This is a genomic window from Pseudomonas sp. TH08, assembly GCF_016651275.1.
In the GTDB taxonomy this organism is placed as follows: domain Bacteria; phylum Pseudomonadota; class Gammaproteobacteria; order Pseudomonadales; family Pseudomonadaceae; genus Aquipseudomonas.
Genome location: NZ_JAEKEE010000001.1, coordinates 610459 through 634306, shown reverse-complemented (window position 1 = coordinate 634306; position 23848 = coordinate 610459). Strand labels below are relative to the sequence as shown.

Annotated in this window: 19 protein-coding genes; 11 read left to right on the top strand and 8 right to left on the bottom strand. The window is 59.6% G+C overall.

Going from position 1 to position 23848, the window contains the following annotated elements:
• Positions 1–143 precede the first annotated feature (143 nt).
• Both JFT91_RS03015 and JFT91_RS03010 read right to left on the bottom strand, forming a co-directional pair.
• On the bottom strand, positions 144–851 hold the full coding sequence (locus JFT91_RS03015) for a 3'-5' exonuclease (RefSeq protein WP_201231519.1): 708 nt from the start codon (positions 849–851) through the stop codon (positions 144–146).
• Positions 848–2782 (bottom strand): DUF294 nucleotidyltransferase-like domain-containing protein, encoded by a 1935-nt coding sequence (locus tag JFT91_RS03010; RefSeq protein WP_347340616.1) that lies wholly within the window; start codon positions 2780–2782, stop codon positions 848–850. Before JFT91_RS03010 ends, JFT91_RS03015 begins: the two co-directional genes overlap by 4 nt.
• 260 nt (positions 2783–3042) lie before the next feature.
• Here JFT91_RS03010 and JFT91_RS03005 point away from each other — a divergent pair, with 260 nt between their 5' ends.
• Positions 3043–3489, top strand: a complete 447-nt coding sequence (locus tag JFT91_RS03005; protein ID WP_201231517.1) for a response regulator — start codon at positions 3043–3045, stop codon at positions 3487–3489.
• 151 nt (positions 3490–3640) lie between these two features.
• Here the strand turns inward: JFT91_RS03005 and JFT91_RS03000 are convergent, their stop codons facing one another.
• Positions 3641–5818 carry a malate synthase G gene (locus JFT91_RS03000; RefSeq protein ID WP_201231516.1) on the bottom strand — a complete coding sequence of 726 codons (2178 nt, stop codon included), beginning with the start codon at positions 5816–5818 and terminating at the stop codon, positions 3641–3643.
• Between the two features lie 666 nt (positions 5819–6484).
• Here JFT91_RS03000 and JFT91_RS02995 point away from each other — a divergent pair.
• Positions 6485–7003, top strand: coding sequence for a glycine cleavage system transcriptional repressor (locus JFT91_RS02995; RefSeq protein ID WP_201228833.1), 519 nt, complete (start codon positions 6485–6487; stop codon positions 7001–7003).
• A 223-nt stretch (positions 7004–7226) separates the two neighbouring features.
• On the opposite strand, the gene rarD is transcribed toward JFT91_RS02995, so the two are convergent.
• The 5 genes from rarD to JFT91_RS02970 all read right to left on the bottom strand — a co-directional run bounded on the left by rarD (position 7227) and on the right by JFT91_RS02970 (position 13120).
• The gene (gene rarD / locus JFT91_RS02990; RefSeq protein WP_201231515.1) at positions 7227–8114 is read right to left on the bottom strand and encodes an EamA family transporter RarD; all 888 of its coding nucleotides are present in this window, start codon (positions 8112–8114) and stop codon (positions 7227–7229) included.
• Between the two features lie 205 nt (positions 8115–8319).
• Complete coding sequence (srkA, locus tag JFT91_RS02985; protein ID WP_201228802.1) at positions 8320–9294, bottom strand: SrkA family protein kinase; 975 nt, start codon at positions 9292–9294, stop codon at positions 8320–8322.
• 167 nt (positions 9295–9461) lie between these two features.
• Positions 9462–11363, bottom strand: a complete 1902-nt coding sequence (locus JFT91_RS02980; protein WP_201231514.1) for an alkaline phosphatase PhoX — start codon at positions 11361–11363, stop codon at positions 9462–9464.
• Positions 11364–11433: 70 nt separating this feature from the next.
• Positions 11434–12198 carry a molybdenum-dependent transcriptional regulator ModE gene (gene modE / locus JFT91_RS02975; RefSeq protein ID WP_201231513.1) on the bottom strand — a complete coding sequence of 255 codons (765 nt, stop codon included), beginning with the start codon at positions 12196–12198 and terminating at the stop codon, positions 11434–11436.
• Positions 12199–12385: 187 nt separating this feature from the next.
• Positions 12386–13120: a ComFC family protein gene (locus JFT91_RS02970; RefSeq protein ID WP_201231512.1), complete on the bottom strand. Its 735-nt coding sequence runs from the start codon at positions 13118–13120 to the stop codon at positions 12386–12388.
• Between the two features lie 91 nt (positions 13121–13211).
• Here JFT91_RS02970 and bioB point away from each other — a divergent pair, with 91 nt between their 5' ends.
• The 9 genes from bioB to JFT91_RS02925 all read left to right on the top strand — a co-directional run bounded on the left by bioB (position 13212) and on the right by JFT91_RS02925 (position 23764).
• Entirely contained in the window at positions 13212–14267 is a 1056-nt protein-coding gene (bioB, locus tag JFT91_RS02965) for a biotin synthase BioB (RefSeq protein ID WP_201231511.1), read from the top strand.
• A 160-nt stretch (positions 14268–14427) separates the two neighbouring features.
• Entirely contained in the window at positions 14428–15606 is a 1179-nt protein-coding gene (gene bioF, locus JFT91_RS02960) for an 8-amino-7-oxononanoate synthase (RefSeq protein WP_201231510.1), read from the top strand.
• Positions 15599–16330, top strand: coding sequence for an alpha/beta fold hydrolase (locus JFT91_RS02955; protein WP_201231509.1), 732 nt, complete (start codon positions 15599–15601; stop codon positions 16328–16330). Before bioF ends, JFT91_RS02955 begins: the two co-directional genes overlap by 8 nt.
• Positions 16323–17135 (top strand): malonyl-ACP O-methyltransferase BioC, encoded by an 813-nt coding sequence (gene bioC / locus JFT91_RS02950; protein WP_201228786.1) that lies wholly within the window; start codon positions 16323–16325, stop codon positions 17133–17135. The genes JFT91_RS02955 and bioC overlap by 8 nt, the downstream gene beginning before the upstream one ends.
• The gene (bioD, locus tag JFT91_RS02945) at positions 17132–17812 is read left to right on the top strand and encodes a dethiobiotin synthase (protein ID WP_201228784.1); all 681 of its coding nucleotides are present in this window, start codon (positions 17132–17134) and stop codon (positions 17810–17812) included. The genes bioC and bioD overlap by 4 nt, the downstream gene beginning before the upstream one ends.
• A 108-nt stretch (positions 17813–17920) precedes the next feature.
• Positions 17921–18217 carry a pyrroloquinoline quinone biosynthesis protein PqqE gene (locus JFT91_RS02940; RefSeq protein ID WP_201231508.1) on the top strand — a complete coding sequence of 99 codons (297 nt, stop codon included), beginning with the start codon at positions 17921–17923 and terminating at the stop codon, positions 18215–18217.
• A gap of 276 nt (positions 18218–18493) precedes the next feature.
• Positions 18494–20299, top strand: a complete 1806-nt coding sequence (locus JFT91_RS02935) for a phenylacyl-CoA dehydrogenase (RefSeq protein WP_201228780.1) — start codon at positions 18494–18496, stop codon at positions 20297–20299.
• Positions 20300–20587: 288 nt separating this feature from the next.
• The gene (locus JFT91_RS02930) at positions 20588–21877 is read left to right on the top strand and encodes a GGDEF domain-containing protein (RefSeq protein ID WP_201148864.1); all 1290 of its coding nucleotides are present in this window, start codon (positions 20588–20590) and stop codon (positions 21875–21877) included.
• A 90-nt stretch (positions 21878–21967) separates the two neighbouring features.
• Complete coding sequence (locus tag JFT91_RS02925) at positions 21968–23764, top strand: acyl-CoA dehydrogenase C-terminal domain-containing protein (protein ID WP_201231507.1); 1797 nt, start codon at positions 21968–21970, stop codon at positions 23762–23764.
• Positions 23765–23848 lie beyond the last annotated feature (84 nt).

Here is a 23848-nt window from a genome sequence, read left to right as displayed (position 1 = left end):
TGGTTAGCAATTGGCCACTGGTCAGGTGGCATCAGGGAAATCGCGTCATCGTTCTTCGCGGGCAGGCTCGCTCCCACAAGGCATCGCATTCCAAATGTGGGAGCGAGCCTGCTCGCGAAGAGGCCAGAACAGTCAACGAAAATCTAAAAGGACGGTGCTTGTCGTCGACGCTTCCACTGGCTCAACCGTTGCTGCAAATTCAGCGGACTATGAATCTGCTGCCCCCGCGCCCGGCTGAACAGAATCAACGCCAGTTCCGCCGTCGCCAACGCATCGGCACTCGCGTTATGCCGCTCGAACACCTCGAGCTTGAACCACTCGATCCACTCATCCAGCCCGGCCTCGCGAATCTGCGCCTGCGGACACACCAGCGGCGCGATATCCGCGACATCAAGAAATACCTGCTGCAACTTGTGCCCCAGATGTTCTTTCAAGGCACGCCCGAGCATGTGCTGATCGAACGGTGCATGAAATGCCAGCACCGGACTGTCGCCGATGAACTCCAGCAATTCCAGCAGCGCCTCGGCCGGTTCACTGCCGGCCGCAATCGCATTCGGCCCCAACCCATGAATCAACACGCTGGGGCTGAGTTTCAGTTCGCGACACTGCAGCGTGCGTTCGAATTGCTGACTGAAGTCGATCGCGCCGTCCTCGATCACCACCGCGCCAATCGACAACAGCCGATCCTTGTTCAGGTTCAACCCGGTGGTTTCCAGGTCCAGCACCACCCAGCGCTGTTCGCGCAGGGTGCATTCACCCAGCTCGCTGATCGCCGGAAGCTTTGCCAGTCGTTGCTGGAAAACCTCTGGCACCACTGGACTTGCCGGACGCAGCCACGAAAACAGACTCATAGCTGATACCGCAAGGTCAGGCTGCTTTGCAGGCGTTGCGCCTGACGCAGGGACTCACGCAGGATCCGTCGGTCCAGATGATTGAGGCTGTCGGGGTCGACTCGGTTCGAGTACGGCAGATTCTCCCGGGTCTGCAATTGATGCTGCTGCATGCGCGTCTGCTGAATGAAGTGATAAGCCTCTTCATACGCCGCGCCATCGAGACGCTCGATCACTTCTTTATCGACCAACTGACGGAAACGTTCGAGGGTGTTATTGGCGTCGATGCCGTTGGCCAATGCCAGCAGGCGGGCGCCGTCGACGAAGGGCGTCAGGCCCTGAACCTTGAGGTCCAGCGTGGCTTTCTCGCCATTTTTGCGTGCCAGCACAAACTCGCGGAATCGCCCTACGGGTGGTCGATTGCGCAAGGCATTGTCGGCCATCATGCGCTGGAACAACCGGTTGTCACCGACCTGATCGAGAATGCCCCGGCGCAGTTGCTCGCAGCTTTTTTCGTCGCCCCAGACCACGCGCAGATCGAAATAGATGCTCGATCCCAGCAGGTTTTCGGGCGTCGCCTCACGGATGAACGCCGCAAAGCGTCGTGCCCATTCCGCCCGCGATAAACACAGCTCGGGGTTGCCGGCCATGATGTTGCCTTTGCACAGGGTGAAGCCGCACTGCGCCAGGCTCTGGTTGATCTGCTGGGCAATCGGCAGCAGCTTGCCGCGAATCTCCGCGGCATGCGCAGCGTCGCGGGCATCGAACAGAATGCCGTTGTCCTGATCGGTGTGCAGCGTTTGCTCGCGGCGGCCTTCGCTGCCGAAACACAGCCAGCTGAATGGCACGCCGGGATCGCCTTTCTCGGCCAGCGTCAGTTCGATTACCCGGCACACGGTATGGTCGTTGAGCAGGGTGATGATATGGGTGATCTGAGTCGAGGACGCGCCGTGCGCCAGCATGCGTTCGACCAGTTGGCCGATCTCGCCGCGCAGGGTCACCAGTTGTTCGACACGCTGGGCGCTGCGGATGGTTCGGGCCAGATGCACCAGATCGACCCGCTGCAGGGAAAACAGGTCACGCTCGGAAACCACACCGCACAAGCGTTGATCCTTGACCAGGCAGACGTGAGCGATGTGCCGTTCGGTCATGGCAATCGCCGCATCGAAGGCGCTGTGATCCGGCGAAAGATAGAAGGGCGCACGGGTCATGTGGCGTTCGATGGCGTCGCTGAAATCGCCAACCCCTTCAGCGACGACATGGCGCAGATCGCGCAGGGTGAAAATCCCCAGCGGCGTTTTGTGCTCATCGACCACGACGATGCTGCCGACCTGTTGTTCGTGCATCAGCTTCACGGCTTCACGCAGCGGCGTGGCAGGGCTGCACGTCACCGGGTGACGCATTGCCAGTTCACCGAGGCGGGTGTTCAGCGAGTACTGAGTGCCGAGGGTTTCCACGGCTTTCTGCTGCACTTGCTGGTTGACCTGATCGAGCAGGCTGCTGACCCCCCGCAAGGCGAAGTCGCGAAAAGCATTGGAAAGCGCGAACAATTTGATGAACGCGGGTTTGTTCAGTTGCAGGCAGAAGGTGTCTTCGCCCGCCAGATGTTCGGTGCGCGTTGCCCGCTCACCGAGCAACGCGGCGAGGGGGAAGCATTCGCCGGTGGTGATTTCAAACGTGGTTTCGGTTCCCGGCTTGGTGATGTGCTGGCGTTCGCCGACTACCCGGCCCTGTTTGACGATATAAAAGTGTTCGACCGGGCCGTCGGTGGGTTTGATGATGCTCTCGCCCTGGCCGTAAAAGCGCAGCTGACATTGCTCCACCAGATACGCGAGGTGCGCGTGTTCCATTTGATTGAAAGGCGGGAAGCGCTGGAGAAATTGCAGAGTGCCCTGAATGTTCTGCAACACCGCGGTTTTCCCTGCCCGGGTGAAGGCGTCCGCTTTACTCATAACCATTACCGCAGTCTTTTTTGAATTGTTGTTGTCGGATCGTTGCGGTCATGGTCGGCCCCTGCGCGCAGGGTGCCCATTGGACGTAAGTCTAGGTTTGCCATGCTGTTCGGCACATTTGGGAAGTGCCCTACAAGAACAGTCGGAAATTCTCTTGTCCGGCCTCTTGGAAAAAAATCCGACGAAGTGCACATTGAAGCAGTGCTTAGCGATGTCTGACGACTGTGCCAGGTGATTGATTTGAACATTTAGAGAACGCCATGTCCGACCACGATATCTTGAGCGATGCCGAGCGTGAAGCGCTCAGCGCAGTAATGCTCGATCCCGACCTTCCGCCGCAGCGTGTCTTGATCGTCGATGATGACAAGGACGCACGGGAACTGTTGGCGGAGGTTCTGGCGCTGGACGGCATCCATTGCATGACCGCGGCGAGTGGCGAAACGGCGCTGAAGATGTTGGCGGAAAAACCATCGATCGGACTGGTGATCACTGATTTGCGCATGGGCCATGTCGGCGGACTGGAGTTGATCCGCCAGGTGCGCGAGTCGGTGCGGGCGGCGATGCCGATCATCATCGTCTCGGGCGATGCCGATGTGAAAGACGCGATTGCGGCGATGCATTTGAGCGTGGTGGATTTCCTCCTCAAGCCGATTGATACGACGAAGTTGTTGGCGTTGGTGAAACATGAATTGGGCATCGAGCCCTGAGATTTGAAGGTCAAAAGATCGCAGCCTGCGGCAGCTCCTGCACGGACCCTATGTAGGAGTTGCCGAAGGCTGCGATCTTTTGATTCTGTTACAAACAAAAAAGCCCTGATCTTTCGATCAGGGCTTTTTCATATCCGGCATTCAGCGCAAGTTACAGGCCGTTGGCCTTCTTGAACTCGCGACGACGACGGTGCAGTACCGGCTCGGTATAACCGTTCGGCTGCTTGGTGCCTTCGATCACCAGTTCGACCGCTGCCTGGAAGGCGATGTTGCTGTCGAAGTTTGGCGCCAGCGGACGGTACAGCGGGTCGTTGGCGTTCTGACGGTCCACCACCGGCGCCATGCGCTTGAGGCTTTCCATCACTTGCGCTTCAGTGACCACACCGTGGCGCAGCCAGTTGGCGATGTGCTGGCTGGAGATACGCAGCGTTGCACGGTCTTCCATCAGGCCGACATCATTGATGTCCGGCACTTTCGAGCAACCCACGCCCTGGTCGATCCAGCGCACTACATAACCGAGAATGCCCTGAGCGTTGTTGTCCAGTTCGTTCTTGATCTGCTCTGGCGTCCAGTTCGGGTTGACCGCCAACGGGATGGTCAGAATGTCGTCCACCGAGGCGCGGGCACGTTTGGCCAGTTCGGCCTGACGGGCGAACACGTCCACCTTGTGATAGTGCAGCGCGTGCAGCGCAGCCGCGGTCGGCGACGGAACCCAAGCGGTGTTGGCGCCGGCCAGTGGGTGGGCGATTTTCTGTTCGAGCATCGCCGCCATCAGGTCGGGCATGGCCCACATGCCTTTACCGATTTGCGCGCGACCTTGCAGGCCGGTGCTCAGACCGATATCGACGTTCCAGTTTTCGTAGGCGCCGATCCACTTCTCAGCTTTCATGTCGGCCTTGCGCACCACTGGGCCGGCTTCCATGGAGGTGTGAATTTCGTCGCCGGTACGGTCGAGGAAACCGGTGTTGATGAACACCACGCGCTCGCTGGCCGCCTTGATACAGGCCTTGAGGTTGACCGTGGTGCGGCGCTCCTCGTCCATGATCCCGACTTTCAGCGTGTTGCGTTTGAGGCCGAGCACGTCTTCGATGCGACCGAACAGCTCGTTGGTGAACGCCGCTTCTTCCGGGCCGTGCATCTTCGGTTTAACGATGTAAACGGAACCGGTGCGGGTATTCTTGCGCGAGGTGTTGCCGTTGAGGTTGTGCATTGCCGCGAGGCAAGTGACCAGGCCGTCGAGGATGCCTTCCGGCACTTCGTTGCCGTCTTTGTCGAGGATCGCGTCGATGGTCATCAGGTGACCAACGTTACGCACGAACAACAGCGAGCGGCCATGCAGGGTCACTTCGCCGCCATTGGGCGTGGTGTAGCTGCGATCCGGGTTCATGGTGCGGGTGAACGTCTGGCCGCCCTTGGACACCGATTCCGTCAGGTCGCCCTTCATCAGGCCGAGCCAATTGCGGTAGATCACTACTTTGTCGTCAGCATCGACGGCAGCGACGGAGTCTTCGCAGTCCATGATGGTGGTCAGTGCCGCTTCCATCAGGACGTCTTTAATGCCGGCAGCGTCGGTCTGGCCGACCGGGGTGCTGGCGTCGACCTGGATTTCGAAGTGCAGACCGTTGTGCTTCAGCAGGATAGCGATTGGCGCGTCGGCATCGCCCTGGAAGCCGATCAGTTGTGCATTGTCGCGCAGGCCACTGTTGCTGCCGCCCTTGAGGGTGACAACCAGTTTGCCGTCAGCGATTTTGTAGCCGGTCGAATCAACGTGCGTGCCAGCGGCCAATGGCGCGGCTTCGTCGAGGAAGGCGCGGGCGAAGGCGATGACTTTGTCGCCACGCACCTTGTTGTAGCCTTTGCCTTTTTCCGCGCCACCGTCTTCGCTGATCGCGTCGGTGCCGTAGAGGGCGTCATACAGCGAACCCCAGCGGGCGTTCGAGGCATTGAGAGCGAAGCGAGCATTCATCACCGGCACAACAAGTTGCGGGCCGGCGGTACGGGCGATTTCATCATCGACGTTTTGCGTCGTTGCCTGGAAATCAGCCGCTTCTGGCAGCAGATAACCGATTTCTTGCAGGAAGGCTTTGTAGGCCACAGCGTCATGGGCCTGGCCTGCGTGTTCCTGGTGCCAGGCGTCAATGCGCGCCTGGAAGTCATCGCGTTTGGCGAGTAGGGCTTTGTTCTTCGGCGCCAGGTCATGAATGACCTTGTCGGCACCTTCCCAGAATTTTTCGGCGGTGAGGCCGGTACCGGGAATGGCTTCGTTGTTCACGAAGTCGAACAGGACTTTGGCGACCTGCAGGCCACCGACTTGAACGTGTTCAGTCATTGCTTGCCTCACTCTGCTCAGCTATTTCGCTTTTCAGCTCTTCAATTTGACAATGAAGCCTCTGGCCATTTAAACCACAAACCTGCCGACCAGTACATGCCATTGCTGACGGCTGGGCTGGGACCAATCAACGGCTTGGGGCCTTGCTGACGGGGCTTTCAGGGTTGCGAACGAGCCTTGGGCAGACATCGATTCAGCGTTATGTAGTGCGCGCCGAGGCATACTACATGATGAGTTGCGCTTGTGAAAATCAGACTAATTACGTCGTTCTGCGACCTCATGTCGCATTGCGGTCACATCGCGGAACGGGATGTTCTCAAAAAACCATTGGATTGTTCCAGCTAAATATCAAAAGTTGTACACATAAATACTATTTGGCTGCTATGGCCTATGACTTCTGCCACGAAGGGCCTCGTGGTGAGGTTAATGGTGGCGAGGGGATTTATCCCCGTTGGGTGGCGAAGCCGCCCCCTGCGTTCTGGCAGGTAAACCGAATTGGCAGGATTTACGACTGCTGCCGCAGCCGGACGGGGATAAATCCCCTCACCACAGGTTTTTCCCAAATCACATTCACAGGTGGGTGTTCACTTGGCGATAGCGGCTGAATTTCGGTGCTTGCCTATACTTGCCCTTCTATAACAAAAATCATGACAAGAGGGCGGCGCCATGGACCATCTCGTACTCACCGTATTCGCCTCGGACAAGCCCGGGCAGGTCGAGCGCATTGCCCAATGCATTGCCGAGCATGGTGGTAACTGGCTGGAAAGTCGGATGTCACGGATGGCCGGGCAATTCGCCGGGATTCTGCGGGTCGGCGTGCCGGCAGAGGCTTACGACGAATTAGTCGATTCCCTACAAGCGCTGTCGGCTCATGGCATTCGCGTGCTCATTGCCGAAAGCGGTATCGAGCAATCCTGCACCTGGAAACCGATTGCCATGGAATTGGTGGGCAATGACCGTCCGGGGATCGTGCGCGACATCACCCGGCTGCTGAGCGAGCAGGGTGTGAACCTTGAGCGGCTGGTGACCGAAGTGCGTCCCGCGCCAATGAGCAGTGAACCGCTGTTCCACGCCGAAGCGATTCTGGCGGTACCACTGACCCTCTCGCTGGACGTTTTGCAGTCGCGCCTGGAAACCCTGGCCGATGATCTGATGGTTGACTTGGTGTTACGCACCGACGTTTAACCGCTGCTCAGGTTATCCAGTGTTAACGTGCACCTGCCTGTGGATAACCTGTAGAGACTGCTCGTAGCGCCAAGCCCGCCGTGGCTTTGCTGGCGTTGATCAAAAAATCGCCAACATTCAGTGACTTGCGCACAAACGGCGGGGATCACGCTGTGGATAACCTTGGGAAGGAACGATGCAGGCCACGAGAACCGTGGTCTGCGAAGGTTTGTGCGTTTTTTGATCAGCTGCGCCGGCGCAAACTTATCCATGCATCGACGCTGTACACCGCCAGGCCGGCCCAGATAAACATGAAGGCCACCAGCGTGCTGGATGACAAGTGCTCACCAAACAACAGCACGGCTTGTAGCAGCACCAGGGTGGGCGCGAGGTATTGCAGGAAACCGATGGTGGTGTAGGGCAGGTGACGGGTGGCCGCGTTGAAGCACACCAGCGGCACCAGCGTCACCGGGCCGGCCGCGATCAGCCACCAGGCTTGGGAGGTGGTCCAGAACTCGGGCTGAGCACTGGTCGCGGTCTGATTGAACAGCAGCCAGGCAAAGGCAATCGGCACCAGCATCCAGGTTTCCACCACCAGCCCCGGCAACGCTTTGACAGGTGCCTGTTTACGGATCAATCCGTAAAAGCCGAAAGTCAGCGCCAGCACCAGCGACACCCACGGCAGGCTGCCGACTTGCCAGACCTGCTGCGCAACACCGACGGCCGCCAAACCGACCGCGACCCACTGCATACGGCGCAAACGTTCGCCAAGAATCAGCATCCCCAGCAGCACGTTCACCAGCGGGTTGATGTAGTAACCGAGGCTCGCTTCCAGCATGCGGCCGTTGTTCACCGACCACACGTAGGTCAGCCAGTTGGCCGCGATCAGCGTGCCGCTCAGTGCCAGAATCGCCAGGCGTTTGGGGTTGTCGAGCAATTCGCGCAGCCAGCCCGGATGCTTCCAGACCATCAGCAACAGTGCGCCGAACAGGGCCGACCACAAAACCCGATGGATAATGATCTCGACCGCAGGCACTTCGGCGATGGCTTTGAAGTAGATCGGGAACAGGCCCCAGATGATGTAGGCAGTGAGACCCAGAATGTACCCGCGACGCGGGTTGGCGGCTTGCATGCAGAATCCTTGCTTAGGCAGCTAACAAAGGAGGGGATTGTAAGGAGGTTTGTCAGCGAATGCCGCAGCTGTTTGGTCAGAAATCTGTGAACACAGAACCCTGTAGGAGTGAGCCTGCTCGCGATAGCAGTCTGAAATTCAACATTTTTGTTGATTGATAAAACGCTATCGCGAGCAGGCTCACTCCTACAACGGCGGTGATGAGTCAGAACAACTTCAGCGGTTCTTCGTTAAGCGCTGACAGTTGTTCGCGCAACGCCAACACCTGATCGCCCCAATAACGCTCGGTGCCGAACCACGGGAAACTGTGGGGGAACGCCGGGTCGTCCCAGCGTCGTGCCAGCCAGGCGCTGTAGTGCATCAGGCGCAAGGCGCGCAGTGGCTCGATCAGCGCCAGTTCGCGCGGGTCGAAATCGTGGAACTCGTTATAGCCGTCCATCAATTCCGATAACTGCCCGAGGCATTCCTGGCGGTCGCCGGCGAGCATCATCCAGATGTCCTGCACGGCCGGGCCCATGCGGCAGTCGTCGAGGTCGACGATGTGGAACATCTCGTCGCGGCACATCATGTTGCCGGGGTGGCAATCGCCGTGCATGCGGATGTTCTGGTGCGGCGTGGCGGCGTAAACGTCTTCGACCCGTTTGAGCAGATCGCGGGCGACTGACTCGTACGCGGGCAGCAGGCTTTTCGGGATGAAGTTGCCTTCGAGCAAGGTGTTCAGCGAGGCATGGCCGAAGTTCTGTACGGCGAGGGCTTCGCGGTGTTCGAACGGCTTGGTCGCGCCCACCGCGTGAATACGCCCGAGCAACTGGCCGAGACGATACAACTGATCAAGGTTGCCCGGCTCCGGCGCCCGGCCACCACGACGTGGAAACAGGGTGAAGCGGAAACCGGCGTGTTCATGCAGGGTTTCGCCGTTGTGGATCAGCGGCGCAACCACCGGGATCTCGACGTCAGCCAGTTCGAAAGTGAATTTGTGTTCTTCAAGGATCGCTTCATTGGTCCAGCGCTGTGGGCGATAGAACTTGGCGATCAGCGGTTCGGAGTCTTCGATGCCGACCTGGTAGACGCGGTTCTCGTAGCTGTTGAGCGCCAGAATGCGCGCATCGCTAAGGAACCCGATGCTTTCAACGGCATCGAGGACGAGGTCGGGGGTGAGGGTTTCAAACGGGTGGGCCATGCTGACTCCTGCGCGCAGCAGGCTGCCGCGTCCGGCCCAGCATGGTAGCGCAGATGGCAGGCCCTTAGGGGGTTGGTGTCTGGGCTGACGCTATCGCGGGCAAGCCTTGCTCCTGCAGATCAGGCGCAAGACCTGTAGGAGCAAGGCTTGCCCGCGATGACATTGACTCAGGCGCCGACGATTCCGCCATCCTCACGGGTAATCGCCATCACCGAGGATCGTGGCTTGCCATTCGGCAAATGCTCGGGGAACGTCGAACCGCCGTTCTCCCCCGGATGCTGAATCCCGACAAACAACGTCTTCTGATCCGGCGAGAAGCTGATCCCGGTCACCTCACAACCAATCGGCCCGACCATGAACCGGCGAATCTCTCCGGTCTTGGGATCGGCGCAGAGCATTTGGTTATTGCCCATTCCGGCAAAGTCGCCGGAATTGCTCGAGTCACCGTCGGTGAGAATCCACAAACGCCCAGCCTTGTCGAAACCCAAACCGTCCGGGCTGTTGAACATGTTTTGCGGGGTGATGTTCTTCGAGCCGCCCTTCGGCGTCCCGGCATGCACGCCCGGATTGCCGGCGACCACAAACAGATCCCAGGCAAACGTCTTGGACGCGTGATCGTCGCGGTCAGTGCGCCAGCGCAGGATCTGCCCGTAAACGTTCTTCTCGCGCGGGTTCGGCCCGCCCACCGGTTGGCCATCCTCGCCGCGTTTGGCGTTGTTGGTCAGGGTGCAATAAACCTGGCCGTCTTTCGGACTGACAACGATCCACTCCGGGCGGTCCATGCGTGTTGCGCCAACGACGCTGGCAGCCAGGCGCGCATGGATCAGCACTTCGGCCTGATCGGCAAAACCGCTGCTGGCGTCGATGCCGTTCTTGCCGTGGGTCAGTTCGATCCACTGGCCCTGGCCTTTCGGGTGATCGGGGTTGCTGTCGCCGTTGTCGAACTTCGCCACGTACAGCGTGCCGTGATCGAGGATGTCGCGGTTGGCCTTGGCGTTGCGGTGATTGATGCGGTCGCGGCTGACGAATTTGTAGATGAACTCGCCACGCTCATCGTCGCCCATGTACACCACGGCGCGGCCGTCATCGGTCTCGGCCAGTGCGGCGTTTTCATGTTTGAAGCGACCCAGCGCGGTACGTTTGACCGGGGTCGATTGCGGATCGAACGGATCGATCTCGACCACCCAGCCGTGACGGTTGAGTTCGTTGGGGTTTTTCGCCATGTCGAAGCGCGGGTCGTACGGGTGCCAGTTGATTTCGCGGCTGGCGGCCGAGACGCCATAGCGCTTCTGCGCCGGGTCGAACTGCTGCTGGGCGTTGCTGCTGCCGAAGCAGTCGGTGAAGTTTTCCTCGCAGGTCAGATAGGTGCCCCACGGCGTCTTGCCGTTGGCGCAGTTCTGGAAGGTGCCGAGGACTTTCTTGCCGTGTTTGTCGGCAGCGGTCTTCATCAAGTCATGGCCGGCTGCCGGACCGCTGATGCGCAACGGCGAGTTGCCGTGGATGCGACGGTTGTAGCGCGAACCCTGGACGAACTGCCACTGACCGTTCTTGCGCTGCACTTCAATCACCGACACGCCTTCGCAGGCCAGCGCCTTGCGCACGTCTTCGGCCGATTGCGGCATGCCGCCGTGCGGATAGAGGTAGCGGTAATTGGTGTATTCGTTGTTGATCGCCATCAACGCGCGGTTTCGGTCGTCGGGGAAGGCGAACAGGCTCATGCCGTCGTTGTTGTCGCCGAACTGCACTTCCTGTGCGGCGGCAGTGCCGTTACCACTTGGGTCAAACGCCGGGCCGTTCTTTTGCAGCGGCTGGCCCCAACTGATCAGCACCGAAGATTTGTAGCCTTTGGGCAGGGTGATGACGTCGGTGGTCGCGGCCGGAATACTCTCGAAGCCGAGCAAACGGCTGTTGCCGGCACTGATGCCGGTAGCCAGCGCGCTACGGCTTAACAGACTGCCGCCGAGGAACATCGCTGCGCCGCACAGCGCGCCGGCGCCGATGAAACCGCGACGGCTGAGGCCGACCATTTTTTCCAGATCAGTCGATTGGTTTTCTTCTAATAGGCTCACATCAGGCTCCCTGCTTGGTTTTGGCAGACACCTTAATGAGCGACGATGACGCTTTCGTTGCAGGGCTTGATCAGAGCGGCGTGCCGATCAGCACATTGGAGGGCGAAAACTGCACCTGCACTGGTTTATCGACAGTCAGACCGCGAGTGCGCAGGTCCAGCGGTTCGGCCAGAGCGCAGAGCGTGTGGCCGTTGGGCAGGGAAATGCGGACTTCGCTGGGGCCGTCTTCGGCGTCGAGAATGGCTTCTATGCTGCCATTGAGAAGATTGTGTCCAGACGTTGCAGGCTGATCACTGGCGAGCAGTTCGAGCCAGCCGGCCTTGATCAGCGCGACCACTTCAGTGCCGGTTTGCAGTTCCAGATGCACGGTGCTGTCGTGGGTGATCTGCGCGTCAAGCTGCAAGCCTTCGGCCAGCTCAAGGCGAATCAGGTCATTGCGGCCCTGACTTTCAATCGCCACGACTTTGCCGTGCAACTGGTTGCGCGCGCTGGTTCTGAGCATCAAGCGACCGAGCAGGTCGAGGTCGCTGGCGTCTTCCGCCGCTTCCAGCACCTGCGCCTGCAAGGCTTGCAGCTTTTGATAGAGGCGCAACACCCGTTCGCCTTCGCTGGACAGTTTTGCGCCGCCACCGCCCTTACCGCCGACGGCGCGTTCAACCAACGGTTTTTGCGCGAGGTTGTTCAACTCATCGATGGCATCCCACGCCGCTTTGTAGCTCAGGCCGGCGCTTTTTGCGGCGCGGGTGATCGAGCCCTGTTCGGCGATGTGTTGCAGCAGAGCGATACGCTGCGGACGGCGGACGATGTGCTGGGACAACAGGGAAGGCATGGACATGAATGGGTGCTTTTTCTGTGGCGGTGGACAGTGAAGTTGGCCGCTCGCGACGCGAGAGTCAAGCCGAGCGGAGAGCCCTTGTAGGAGTGAGCCTGCTCGCGATGGCGTTGTCATTGCCAACATCTCTGCTGACCTTTCCACCGATATCGCGAGCAGGCTCACTCCTACAGGGGGATTGTGTCTGGTTTCAGGTTCCCGGTTTTGGCGTGCGGGCCAGGCAATAGACGTCGACGCGCGCCGCGCCAGCGTTTATCAATAGCCGGGCAAGCGCCTGGGCGGTGGCCCCCGTGGTCAGCACGTCGTCGACCAGAGCGAAACTCCGGCCCTTCACCACAGCATCTGGCGTCAGGGCAAAGGCCTGAAGCAAATTGCGTTTACGGGCCTTGGCATCAAGGCCCTGCTGGGCGCTGGTGTCTTGGGTTCGCAACAAAAGGTTTTCCTCGCTGGGCATTTCGAGCGTCTGGCTTAACCACCGCGCGAGCATCGCAGCCTGATTGAAACCGCGCTGACGCAAACGTTTTGTCGTCATTGGCACGGGCAGCAGGGCATCCGGTCTCGGCAAACCTTCATCGAAGCGATGTTGCAGGTATTGTCCGAGAACGTCGGCGAGCAAGTGACCAAACGGCCATTTTGCGTTGTGTTTAAAACGCGTAATCAAACTGTCGACCGGGAAGCCATACCGCCACGGCACGGCGACCTGTTCGAAGGCCGGCGGCTCTAGCAGGCACTCGCCACAGGTCAGCCCCGCTGCGGCCAGCGGCAATGCGCAGGTGATGCACTGATCACCAAGCCATGGCAGTTCGGTTTCACAGGCCACGCAAATTGGCATTTCTGCGTCTGCCGGTTCATCACACAGCAAGCAGTTCTGTACGTTTTTTAAACAGATGTAAACCGACCCATCGTATCGTGGTTGACAGCGCATGACACTTCCTTAAATATGCCGAACATCCGTGTAGCGCCTGTGGGTATTCCGTTTCCCCAGTCGCCAGCCAAGCATAACCAAGGAACTACCCATGAGCGCGAGCACCACTGCCACCCTGCGTCACGACTGGTCTCTGGCCGAAGTCAGAGCCCTCTTCGCACAGCCATTCAACGACTTGCTGTTTCAGGCGCAAACGGTGCACCGCGCGCATTTCGACGCTAACCGCGTTCAGGTTTCGACCCTGTTGTCGATCAAGACCGGCGCCTGCCCGGAAGACTGCAAGTACTGTCCGCAGTCCGGTCACTACAACACCGGCCTGGAAAAAGAAAAGCTGATGGAGGTGCAAAAGGTCCTCGAAGAGGCGGCACGCGCCAAGGCCATCGGCTCAACGCGGTTCTGCATGGGCGCGGCGTGGAAACATCCTTCGGCGAAAGACATGCCCTACGTGCTGAAGATGGTTGAAGGCGTGAAAGCCATGGGCCTGGAGACCTGCATGACCCTGGGGCGTCTCGATCAGGACCAGACCGAAGCACTGGCCAAGGCCGGCCTCGATTACTACAACCACAACCTCGACACCTCGCCTGAGTTCTACGGCAGCATCATCACCACCCGTACCTACAGCGAGCGTCTGCAAACCCTGGCCTACGTGCGTGAATCGGGGATGAAGATCTGCTCCGGCGGCATTCTCGGCATGGGCGAGTCGCTGGACGACCGCGCCAATCTGCTGATTCAACTGGCCAATCTGCCGGAACACCCGGAGTCGGTGCCGATCAACATGCTGGTGAAAGTCGCCGGTACGCCGCTGGAAAACGCCGAAGACATCGACCCGTTCGATTTCATCCGCATGCTCGCGGTGGCCCGCATCCTCATGCCGCAATCCCACGTGCGCCTGTCCGCCGGCCGTGAGGCGATGAACGAGCAGATGCAGGCCCTGGCGTTCTTTGCCGGGGCCAACTCGATTTTCTACGGCGACAAACTGCTGACCACCGCCAACCCGCAGGCCGACAAGGACATGCAGTTGTTCGCACGTCTGGGCATTCAACCGGAGGCCCGCGAAGAGCATGCCGACGAGGTTCATCAGGCTGCGATCGAGCAGGCATTGGTTGAGCAGAAGAGCAGCGAGCAGTTCTATAACGCTGCGGTGTAAAAATCTCTACGGATTCCTTTGAAGAAATGCAAAACCCCTGTAGGAGCGAGCCTGCTCGCGAAAGTGGTGCCTCAGTCGACATTGATGTTGGGTGTAAAGGCCTCTTCGCGAGCAGGCTCGCTCCCACAGGGACCTGTGTCACTTGAAAGTCGAGGCCTGCATGTCTTTCGATCTCGCCGCACGCCTTGCTGCCCGTCGTGCCGAAAACCTTTATCGCCAGCGACCGCTGCTTGAAAGCCCACAGGGGCCTGAAGTGGTGGTCGATGGCAAACCGTTGCTCGCTTTCTGCAACAACGATTACCTCGGCCTGGCCAATCATCCGCAAGTGATCGAAGCCTGGCGCGCCGGTGCTGAGCGCTGGGGAGTAGGCGGTGGCGCTTCGCATCTGGTGATCGGCCACAGTGGCCCGCATCACGCCTTGGAAGAAGCGTTGGCCGATCTCACCGGTCGCCCGCGTGCACTGTTGTTCACTACCGGTTACATGGCCAATCTCGGCGCGGTCACGGCGCTGGTCGGGCAGGGCGATACCGTGCTGGAAGACCGGCTCAATCACGCCTCGTTGCTGGATGCGGGGCTGTTGTCAGGCGCGCGTTTCAATCGCTATCTGCATAACGACGCCGTGAGTCTGGCCAAGCGTCTGGAGAAAGCCACCGGCAATACGCTGGTGGTCACCGATGGCGTGTTCAGCATGGACGGCGACCTTGCCGATCTGCCGGCGCTGGCCCGTGAGGCCAAGGCCAAAGGCGCGTGGCTGATGGTCGACGATGCCCATGGTTTCGGCCCGTTGGGTGCGAACGGAGGAGGAATCGTCGAGCATTTCGGTTTGAGTCAGGAGGATGTGCCAGTACTGGTCGGTACCCTCGGCAAAGCCTTTGGCACTGCTGGCGCATTTGTCGCCGGCAGTGAAGAGTTGATCGAAAGCCTGATCCAGTTCGCTCGCCCGTACATCTACACCACCAGCCAACCTCCGGCGTTGGCGTGCGCGACACTGAAAAGCCTTGAACTGCTGCGCAGCGAACACTGGCGCCGTGAGCATTTGCAAACGCTGATCCGCCAGTTCCGTCATGGCGCCGAACAGATCGGTCTGGAATTGATGGACAGCTTCACGCCGATCCAGCCGATCATGATCGGTGATGCCGGGCGCGCCGTGCGGCTGTCGCAGATGCTGCGCGAGCGCGGCTTGATGGTCACCGCGATTCGTCCACCCACCGTGCCCGCCGGCAGCGCCCGACTACGGGTGACCCTGACCGCGGCCCACAGCGAGGCTCAGGTGCAGCTATTGTTAGAAGGACTGGCTGATTGCTTTGCCCAACTGTCGTCGGAGCCAAGCCATGCGTAATCGCCTGATTCTGTTGCCCGGCTGGGGCCTCGGTGTTTCGCCGATGGAGCCTCTGGCGGCGGCGTTGCACGGGATCGATGAGCATCTGCAGGTCGAAATCGAGCCGTTGCCGGAGCTCGATTCCAGTGACCTGCAAGACTGGCTCGATGAACTCGATGAGCAAATTCCTCAAGATGTATGGCTCGGCGGTTGGTCGTTGGGCGGCATGCTCGCGTCTGAATTGGCGGCGCGCCGTGGCGAACGTTGCTGCGGGTTGCTGACGCTGGCGAGCAATCCGTCTTTTGTTGCGCATGAGCAATGGCCGAGTGCGATGCCTGAAGAGACCTTCGACGCGTTTCTCGTCGGTTGCCAGACCGACCCGCGCACGACTCTCAAACGTTTTTCTTTGCTCTGTGCTCAAGGCGCTCAAGACCCGCGCGGCTTGTCGCGGTTGCTGCTCGGCGGCGCGCCGATTGCTGCGCCGAAGACGTTGATGGCCGGGCTGGAGTTGCTCGCGCAACTGGATACTCGCGAAGCTTTGCAAGGGTTTCGCGGGCCGCAGTTGCATCTTTTCGCCGGACAGGATGGCCTGGTGCCGGCGGAAGCGGCGGCGGCGTTGTTTGCGTTGTTGCCAGATATCGAAATTGGTCTGATCGAACAGGCCAGCCATGCGTTTCTTCTGGAAGACCCCCATGGAGTGGCGGGCGCAATCCAGGCTTTTTTACATGAGTGCGGTGATGACTGATTTGTCTCTTGTTGCGCTGCCTGGCGGCTTGCCTGACAAGCGTCAGGTCGCGGCCTCCTTTTCCCGTGCGGCGGCCAGTTACGACAGCGTCGCCGAGTTGCAACGTGATGTTGGTAGGCAATTGCTGCAACGCCTGCCGAGCGATTTTGTACCGTCGCGATGGCTGGACATGGGCTGCGGCACCGGTTATTTCACCCGTGCGCTGGCCTCGCGTTTCGCCGAGGGCCACGGTGTGGCGCTGGACATCGCCGAGGGCATGCTCAATCACGCGCGCCCATTGGGTGGGGCGCAGCATTTCATTGCTGGCGATGCGGAGCGGCTACCGTTACAGGATTCGACCTGCGAGCTGATTTTTTCCAGCCTCGCCGTGCAGTGGTGTGCGGATTTCGATGCGGTGCTCAGCGAGGCGTTTCGCGTGCTGAAACCCGGTGGGATTTTCGCGTTTGCTAGTCTCTGTGTAGGGACGTTGTTTGAGTTGCGCGATAGCTGGCGGCAGGTCGACGGCCTGGTGCACGTCAACCGCTTCCGCGAGTTCGCTCGTTATGAGCAGCTGTGTGCGGCCAGTGGGTTGCGTGCGCTGAGTCTGGAGAATCGGCCGCATGTGCTGCATTACCCGGATGTGCGCAGCCTGACTCATGAATTGAAGGCACTGGGGGCGCACAATCTGAATCCGGGACGGCCGGGCGGTTTGACCGGGCGGGCGCGGATTCTCGGGCTGGTCGAGGCTTACGAGCAGTTCCGCGAGGCGTCGGGATTGCCGGCGACTTATCAGGTGGTCTACGCCGTGTTGGAGAAACCCGTATGAGCGCTGCCTATTTCATCACTGGAACCGATACCGATGTCGGCAAGACCACCGTTGCTGCGGGGTTGCTGCATGCGGCGCGTTCGGCCGGATTGAGCACGGCGGCGGGCAAACCGGTCGCCTCGGGCTGCGAAGTCACGCCCAAGGGTTTGCGCAATGCTGACGCGTTGGCGTTGTTGGCCGAGTGTTCGTTGCCGCTGAGTTACAAGCAGGTCAATCCGCTGGCGTTCGAGCCGGCTATCGCCCCGCATCTGGCAGCGCGCGAGGCCGGTGTGGCGCTGACGGTGCAATCTTTGCTGGCACCGATGCGCGAGATTTTGGCGATGAATGCCGATTTCACTTTGATTGAAGGTGCGGGTGGCTGGCGCGTGCCCTTGGCGGATCAGGATAATTTGTCGGATCTGGCAATTGCACTGCAGTTGCCGGTGATTTTGGTGGTGGGTGTGCGGCTGGGTTGTATCAGTCATGCCTTGCTGACGGCTGAAGCGATTGCCCGTGATGGTCTGCAACTGGCGGGCTGGGTGGCGAATATCATCGATCCGAAGACGTCCCGGCTGGAGGAAAATCTCGCGACGCTGGCTGAGCGAATCCCGGCGCCTTGCCTTGGCCGAGTGCCGAAACTCAAGGCATTAAGTGCTGAGGCGGTGGCCGAACATCTGCAACTGGATTTGCTCGACTAAGCTTTTGACTATGAGCAGGCACTGTGCCATTAGTGTTTTTGACGGGTGTTTTGCTGGCGCCTCTGCTTCAATAGCGGCAATTGATCCTTCCCAAGGATGAGAACTGTTATGGAAATTTCCGGTAACACAGCTTTTTATGCAGGTCTGAGCTCTATCCAGAGCGGGCAGAACCGCGTCGATCAGGCCGCCAGCCAGATCGCCAACAACACGATTGAGCGTTCGGTCACCAGTCAGTCTTCCGAAGTACAGGTTGACCGTCTGCGCGGCGTGGATCGCAGTCAGCAATCGGATCTGGCCAGCAATATGGTCGAGATGGCCCAAGGCAAGTTCCAAGTGGAACTGGGCGCGAAAGTCGCCAAGGCATCCGATGAAGTGCTCGGTACGATCATCGACACGTTCGCCTGATTTTCAACGCTTCACGCATGCCGAACGCCGCGCCTTGTCGCGGCGTTTTTCGTTGTAAGTCCTTCTCGCTCAACTAATCTTTTTTTATCGTCCGTGGCTCGTTCGAGTCGATGGCGTTGCGTCGTGCGCGGAGTTTGAAACGTGTAATGACGAACGGCAAAAGATCGACGCTTGACAAGATTTCGGCGTAAACGTATGTTTCAAACAACTGTTTGACCGTCACAACAAATCAACGCGGTCGTTCATTCCCGGTTACATCAGCAGAGGTTTATCGCTATGCCTGACTACAAGGCCCCCTTGCGTGATATTCGCTTCGTTCGTGACGAGCTGCTCGGCTACGAAGCGCACTATCAGAGCCTTCCGGCTTGCGCAGACGCGACTCCGGACATGGTTGACGCCATTCTCGAAGAAGGCGCCAAGTTTTGTGAGCAGGTACTGGCACCGCTGAACCGCGTGGGCGACCTCGAAGGTTGCACCTGGAGCGAGTCCGGCGTGAAAACCCCGACGGGCTTCAAAGAGGCATACAAGCAATTCGTTGAAGGCGGCTGGCCAAGCCTCGCTCACGACGTTGAGCACGGCGGCCAAGGCCTGCCTGAGTCGCTGGGTCTGGCCGTCAGCGAAATGGTTGGCGAAGCCAACTGGTCGTGGGGCATGTACCCAGGCCTGTCGCACGGTGCGATGAACACCATCTCCGAGCACGGCACCCCAGAGCAGCAAGAAGCCTATCTGACCAAACTGGTCTCCGGTGAATGGACCGGCACCATGTGCCTGACCGAGCCGCACTGCGGCACCGACCTGGGCATGCTGCGCACCAAGGCCGAACCTCAGGCTGACGGTTCCTACAAAGTCTCCGGCACCAAGATCTTCATCTCGGCCGGTGAACACGACATGGCCGACAACATCGTCCACATCGTACTGGCCCGCCTGCCGGACGCTCCGGCTGGCACCAAAGGCATCTCGCTGTTCATCGTTCCGAAGTTCATGCCCAATGCTGATGGCACCGTCGGTGCACGCAACGCGGTGACCTGCGGTTCGCTGGAACACAAGATGGGCATCCACGGCAACGCCACTTGCGTGATGAACTTCGACGGCGCTACCGGTTTCCTGATCGGCCCGGCCAACAAAGGCCTGAACTGCATGTTCACCTTCATGAACACCGCACGTCTGGGTACCGCGCTGCAAGGTCTGGCCCACGCCGAAATCGGTTTCCAGGGCGGCCTGAAATACGCTCGCGATCGTCTGCAAATGCGCTCCCTGACTGGCCCGAAAGCGCCGGAAAAAGCCGCTGACCCGATCATCGTTCACCCAGACGTACGCCGCATGCTGTTGACCATGAAGGCATTCGCCGAAGGCAACCGTGCGATGGTGTACTTCACCGCCAAACAGGTCGACATCGTCAAGTACGGCGTCGATGAAGAAGAGAAGAAGAAAGCCGACGCACTGCTGGCCTTCATGACGCCGATCGCCAAAGCGTTCATGACCGAAGTCGGTTTTGAATCCGCCAACCACGGCGTGCAAATCTACGGCGGCCACGGCTTCATCGCCGAGTGGGGCATGGAACAGAACGTTCGCGACAGCCGCATTTCGATGCTGTACGAAGGCACCACCGGTATCCAGGCACTCGACTTGCTCGGCCGTAAAGTGCTGATGACTCAAGGCGAGGCCCTGAAAGGCTTCACCAAGATCGTCCACAAGTTCTGCCAGAACAACGAAGGCAACGAAGCCGTTGCAGAGTTCGTTGCACCGCTGGCTGCAATCAACAAGGAATGGGGCGAGCTGACCATGAAGGTCGGTATGGCTGCCATGAAAGATCGCGAAGAAGTCGGCGCGGCCTCCGTGGACTACCTGATGTACTCCGGTTATGCCTGCCTTGCTTACTTCTGGGCTGACATGGCACGTCTGGCCGCCGAGAAGCTGGCAGAAGGCACTGGCGACGCGGCGTTCTACACCGCCAAGCTGCAAACCGCGCGCTTCTACTTCCAGCGCATCCTGCCGCGTACCCGCACTCACGTGGCCACCATGCTGTCGGGCGCCAACAACCTGATGGACATGAAAGAAGAAGACTTCGCACTGGGCTATTAAGCCTTAACGCGGTCTTGTGAAAAACCGCTGTCCTTCGGGGCAGCGGTTTTTTTGTGGCCGATTTTTTTGGCATTTCGAGGGGCAATTTGGGTCCTGGCCATCAGGCATAGTGGCCATTAACAAAGATTCATCCGTACAAAGGCAAAAAACATCGTTCGATGGCTCAGCAATCAATATTTGCGGCCGTTAAAGAGATTGCGTGTGATCTGGATCACATTGTGTGTGCTTAACTGACCACATTGCAGGCACAATGCCATCTCTTTGATATGACGGGTCGGAGCTTTACCCTTGCCGCGTTCTTCCGCTGTACGTTTCAGTCATTTTTTACCTTCACTGCTGTTGTTACTCGCGGGGTTGGCGGCTGCGTACGTCAAAGACCTCAACGTGTTCTTCACTTCTCTGTTCAACGTATTGCCGACCTTGGTGCTGTTGTTGGGCGGTGCTTATTGCGCGGTTTACCGACGCCAGCGCGAACTGTTCCTGATGCTCACGGTGTACATCGCCTACTTCTTGCTCGACACCCAGACCGACTATTACCGCGACAACGGCAAAGTCCGTGAAGACGCCGCGGTGGTCTTCCATCTGGTCTGCCTGTTGTTGCCGTTGTTGTTCGGTCTGTTCGCTGCATGGCAGGAACGCACGCACCTGTTCCAGGACATGGTGGCGCGGTTCGCCGTATTGCTGGCGTTCGGCAGCGTGGCGTTAGGCTTGGAACAAAGTTATCCCCAGGCGTTGCTGATGTGGCTTTCCGAGATCCGCTGGCCGGCGCTGCACGGCGCCTGGATGAGCCTGATCCAGATGTCTTATCCGGTTTTCCTCTCGGCCTTCCTCTTGCTGGCCTGGCAATACTGGCGCAACCCGCGTCCGCTGCACGCGGCGCAACTGGTCGGGTTGCTCGGGGTGTTCTGGATGCTGCCGAAAACCTTCATCCTGCCGTTCACCCTGAACATCATGTGCAGCCAGGTGATGCTGATGATTGCCGCCGCCGTGGCGCACGAGGCTTATCAAATGGCCTTCCGCGACGAACTGACCGGCCTGCCGGGCCGTCGCGCGCTCAACGAACGCATGCAGCGCCTTGGCCGTAACTATGTGCTGGCGATGAGCGACGTCGATCACTTCAAGAAATTCAACGATACCCACGGCCACGACGTCGGTGACCAGGTATTGCGGCTGGTCGCCAGCAAATTGTCGAAAATCAGCGGTGGCGGTAGGGCGTATCGCTATGGCGGTGAGGAATTTGCCCTGGTGTTCGCAGGCAAAACCCTTGAGGAATGCATGCCGCATCTGGAAGTGATCCGCGAGTCGATTGCCTCCTACAACATCCAACTGCGCAATCAGGAGAACCGTCCGAACGACGATCAGCAAGGACGTCAGCGTCGCGCCGGCTCCGGTGCTTCGAGCGTGTCGGTGACGGTGAGTATCGGCGTCGCCGAACGCGTTGAGCAGCGCAACCCGGAGCAAGTCCTGAAATCCGCTGACGAGGCGCTCTACAGCGCCAAAGGCGCAGGGCGAAACTGCGTCGTCGCGTTTGGGCAGAACCGTCGTGGCGCGGTGCGCATGGACACGGCCGCAGGTTGAGTGATGACGGCGCATTCAGCGTCTGCACAATGATTGTCGGGCGTGGTGGCCAGCAGTAGGTTGAGGAAATCTGCTGACGGAGAAGCCACCATGCCTGAGTACAAAGCTCCCCTGCGCGACATGCGCTTTCTGATCGACCACGTCTTCGACTTCCACGCCAACTACGCCGCCCTTGGCGCCCACGACGCCAGCCCGGACATGATCAACGCGATCCTCGAAGAAGGCGCGAAGTTCTGTGAGAACGTTCTCGCACCGCTCAATCGCAGTGGTGACGAAGAGGGCTGCCATTTCGACAATGGCGTGGTGACAACCCCTGCAGGCTTCAAGCAAGCCTTCGCACAATATGTCGAGGGTGGCTGGCACGGACTGGCGGCGGATCCGGCTTACGGCGGTCAGGGGTTACCGAGTTCGCTGGGGCTGGTGATCAGTGAAATGGTCGGCTCCAGCAACACTTCCTGGGGCATGTACCCGGGGTTGACCCACGGCGCGATGTCGGCGATCCATGCCCACGGTACCGCCGAGCAGAAAGACACCTACCTGACCAAACTCACCGCCGGCCAATGGACCGGCACCATGTGCCTGACCGAAGCCCATTGCGGCACCGATCTGGGCATCATCAAGACCCGCGCCGCGCCTCAGGCTGACGGCAGCTACGCGGTCACCGGCAGCAAGATTTTCATCTCCGCCGGTGAGCACGACATGAGCGACAACATCATCCATCTGGTGCTGGCAAAGCTGCCGGACGCGCCGGCCGGAACCAAGGGGATTTCGCTGTTTATCGTGCCGAAATTTCTCCCGGATGCGGCAGGTGAGGCAGGGCAGCGCAACGGCGTTTCCTGCGGCTCGATCGAGCACAAAATGGGCATCAAGGCGTCGGCCACCTGCGTGCTGAATTTTGACGGCGCCACGGGCTACTTGATCGGCGAGCCGAACAAGGGCCTCAACTGCATGTTCACCATGATGAATCACGCGCGACTCGGCACCGGCATGCAGGGCTTGTGTCTGGGCGAGGCGAGCTTCCAGGGTGCGATCAAATACGCCAACGACCGCTTGCAGATGCGCTCACTGACCGGCGCCAAAGCCCCGGACAAAGCAGCAGACCCGATCATCGTCCACCCGGACGTGCGGCGCATGTTGCTGACCATGAAAGCCTTCAACGAAGGCAACCGCGCGCTGACGTACTTCACCGCGCAGATGCTCGACGTTGCGCACCTGAGCAGCGATGCCGAGGCGCGACAGGAAGCCGAAGACTTGCTGGCGTTCCTCACGCCGATCTGCAAGGCGTTCATGACCGACACCGGCCTGGAAGTGACCAATCACGGCATGCAGATATTTGGCGGCCACGGTTTCATTCGTGAATGGGGTATGGAGCAGTTGGTCCGCGATTGCCGGATTGCGCCGATTTATGAGGGCACCAACGGCATTCAGGCGCTGGACCTGCTCGGGCGCAAAGTGCTGGGCAGTCAGGGCAAGTTGCTGCGCGGCTTTACCAAAATCATCCACAAGTTCTGCGTGGCCAACCATGAGCATCCGCAATTGGGCAGTTTTGTTGCGCAACTCAATGAGTTGAACCAGCAATGGGGCGACCTGACCATGAAGGTCGGCATGGCGGCGATGAAGAACCCGGACGAAGTCGGCGCAGCGTCGGTGGATTACCTGATGTACAGCGGTTACATCATCCTCGGGTATCTGTGGTTGCGTATGGCGTTGGTGGCGCAGGTGCAGCTGGACGCGGGTGAGGGAGAGGCGGATTACCTGCGGGGCAAATTGGCGACTTGTGAGTTCTACTTCAAGCGCTTGTTACCGCGTACGGCTGCGCATCGGGCGGCGATTGAGGCGGGGAGTGATTGCTTGATGAAGTTGCCAGCTGAACTGTTCTCACTCTGACCCGCTTCTGTGGCGAGGAGCTTGCTCCCGCTCGGGTGCGTAGCAGCCGCCAATGGGTGAGCGCTGCGCACTCAAGCGGGAGCA

Bases quoted from the DNA above. Each gene is read 5' to 3' on its own strand.
- JFT91_RS03015 (WP_201231519.1), bottom strand. From the start codon at position 851: ATGAGTCTGTTTTCGTGGCTGCGTCCGGCAAGTCCAGTGGTGCCAGAG.
- JFT91_RS03010 (WP_347340616.1), bottom strand. From the start codon at position 2,782: ATGAGTAAAGCGGACGCCTTCACCCGGGCAGGGAAAACCGCGGTGTTG.
- JFT91_RS03005 (WP_201231517.1), top strand. From the start codon at position 3,043: ATGTCCGACCACGATATCTTGAGCGATGCCGAGCGTGAAGCGCTCAGC.
- JFT91_RS03000 (WP_201231516.1), bottom strand. From the start codon at position 5,818: ATGACTGAACACGTTCAAGTCGGTGGCCTGCAGGTCGCCAAAGTCCTG.
- JFT91_RS02995 (WP_201228833.1), top strand. From the start codon at position 6,485: ATGGACCATCTCGTACTCACCGTATTCGCCTCGGACAAGCCCGGGCAG.
- rarD (WP_201231515.1), bottom strand. From the start codon at position 8,114: ATGCAAGCCGCCAACCCGCGTCGCGGGTACATTCTGGGTCTCACTGCC.
- srkA (WP_201228802.1), bottom strand. From the start codon at position 9,294: ATGGCCCACCCGTTTGAAACCCTCACCCCCGACCTCGTCCTCGATGCC.
- modE (WP_201231513.1), bottom strand. From the start codon at position 12,198: ATGTCCATGCCTTCCCTGTTGTCCCAGCACATCGTCCGCCGTCCGCAG.
- JFT91_RS02970 (WP_201231512.1), bottom strand. From the start codon at position 13,120: ATGCGCTGTCAACCACGATACGATGGGTCGGTTTACATCTGTTTAAAA.
- bioB (WP_201231511.1), top strand. From the start codon at position 13,212: ATGAGCGCGAGCACCACTGCCACCCTGCGTCACGACTGGTCTCTGGCC.
- bioF (WP_201231510.1), top strand. From the start codon at position 14,428: ATGTCTTTCGATCTCGCCGCACGCCTTGCTGCCCGTCGTGCCGAAAAC.
- JFT91_RS02955 (WP_201231509.1), top strand. From the start codon at position 15,599: ATGCGTAATCGCCTGATTCTGTTGCCCGGCTGGGGCCTCGGTGTTTCG.
- bioC (WP_201228786.1), top strand. From the start codon at position 16,323: ATGACTGATTTGTCTCTTGTTGCGCTGCCTGGCGGCTTGCCTGACAAG.
- bioD (WP_201228784.1), top strand. From the start codon at position 17,132: ATGAGCGCTGCCTATTTCATCACTGGAACCGATACCGATGTCGGCAAG.
- JFT91_RS02940 (WP_201231508.1), top strand. From the start codon at position 17,921: ATGGAAATTTCCGGTAACACAGCTTTTTATGCAGGTCTGAGCTCTATC.
- JFT91_RS02935 (WP_201228780.1), top strand. From the start codon at position 18,494: ATGCCTGACTACAAGGCCCCCTTGCGTGATATTCGCTTCGTTCGTGAC.
- JFT91_RS02925 (WP_201231507.1), top strand. From the start codon at position 21,968: ATGCCTGAGTACAAAGCTCCCCTGCGCGACATGCGCTTTCTGATCGAC.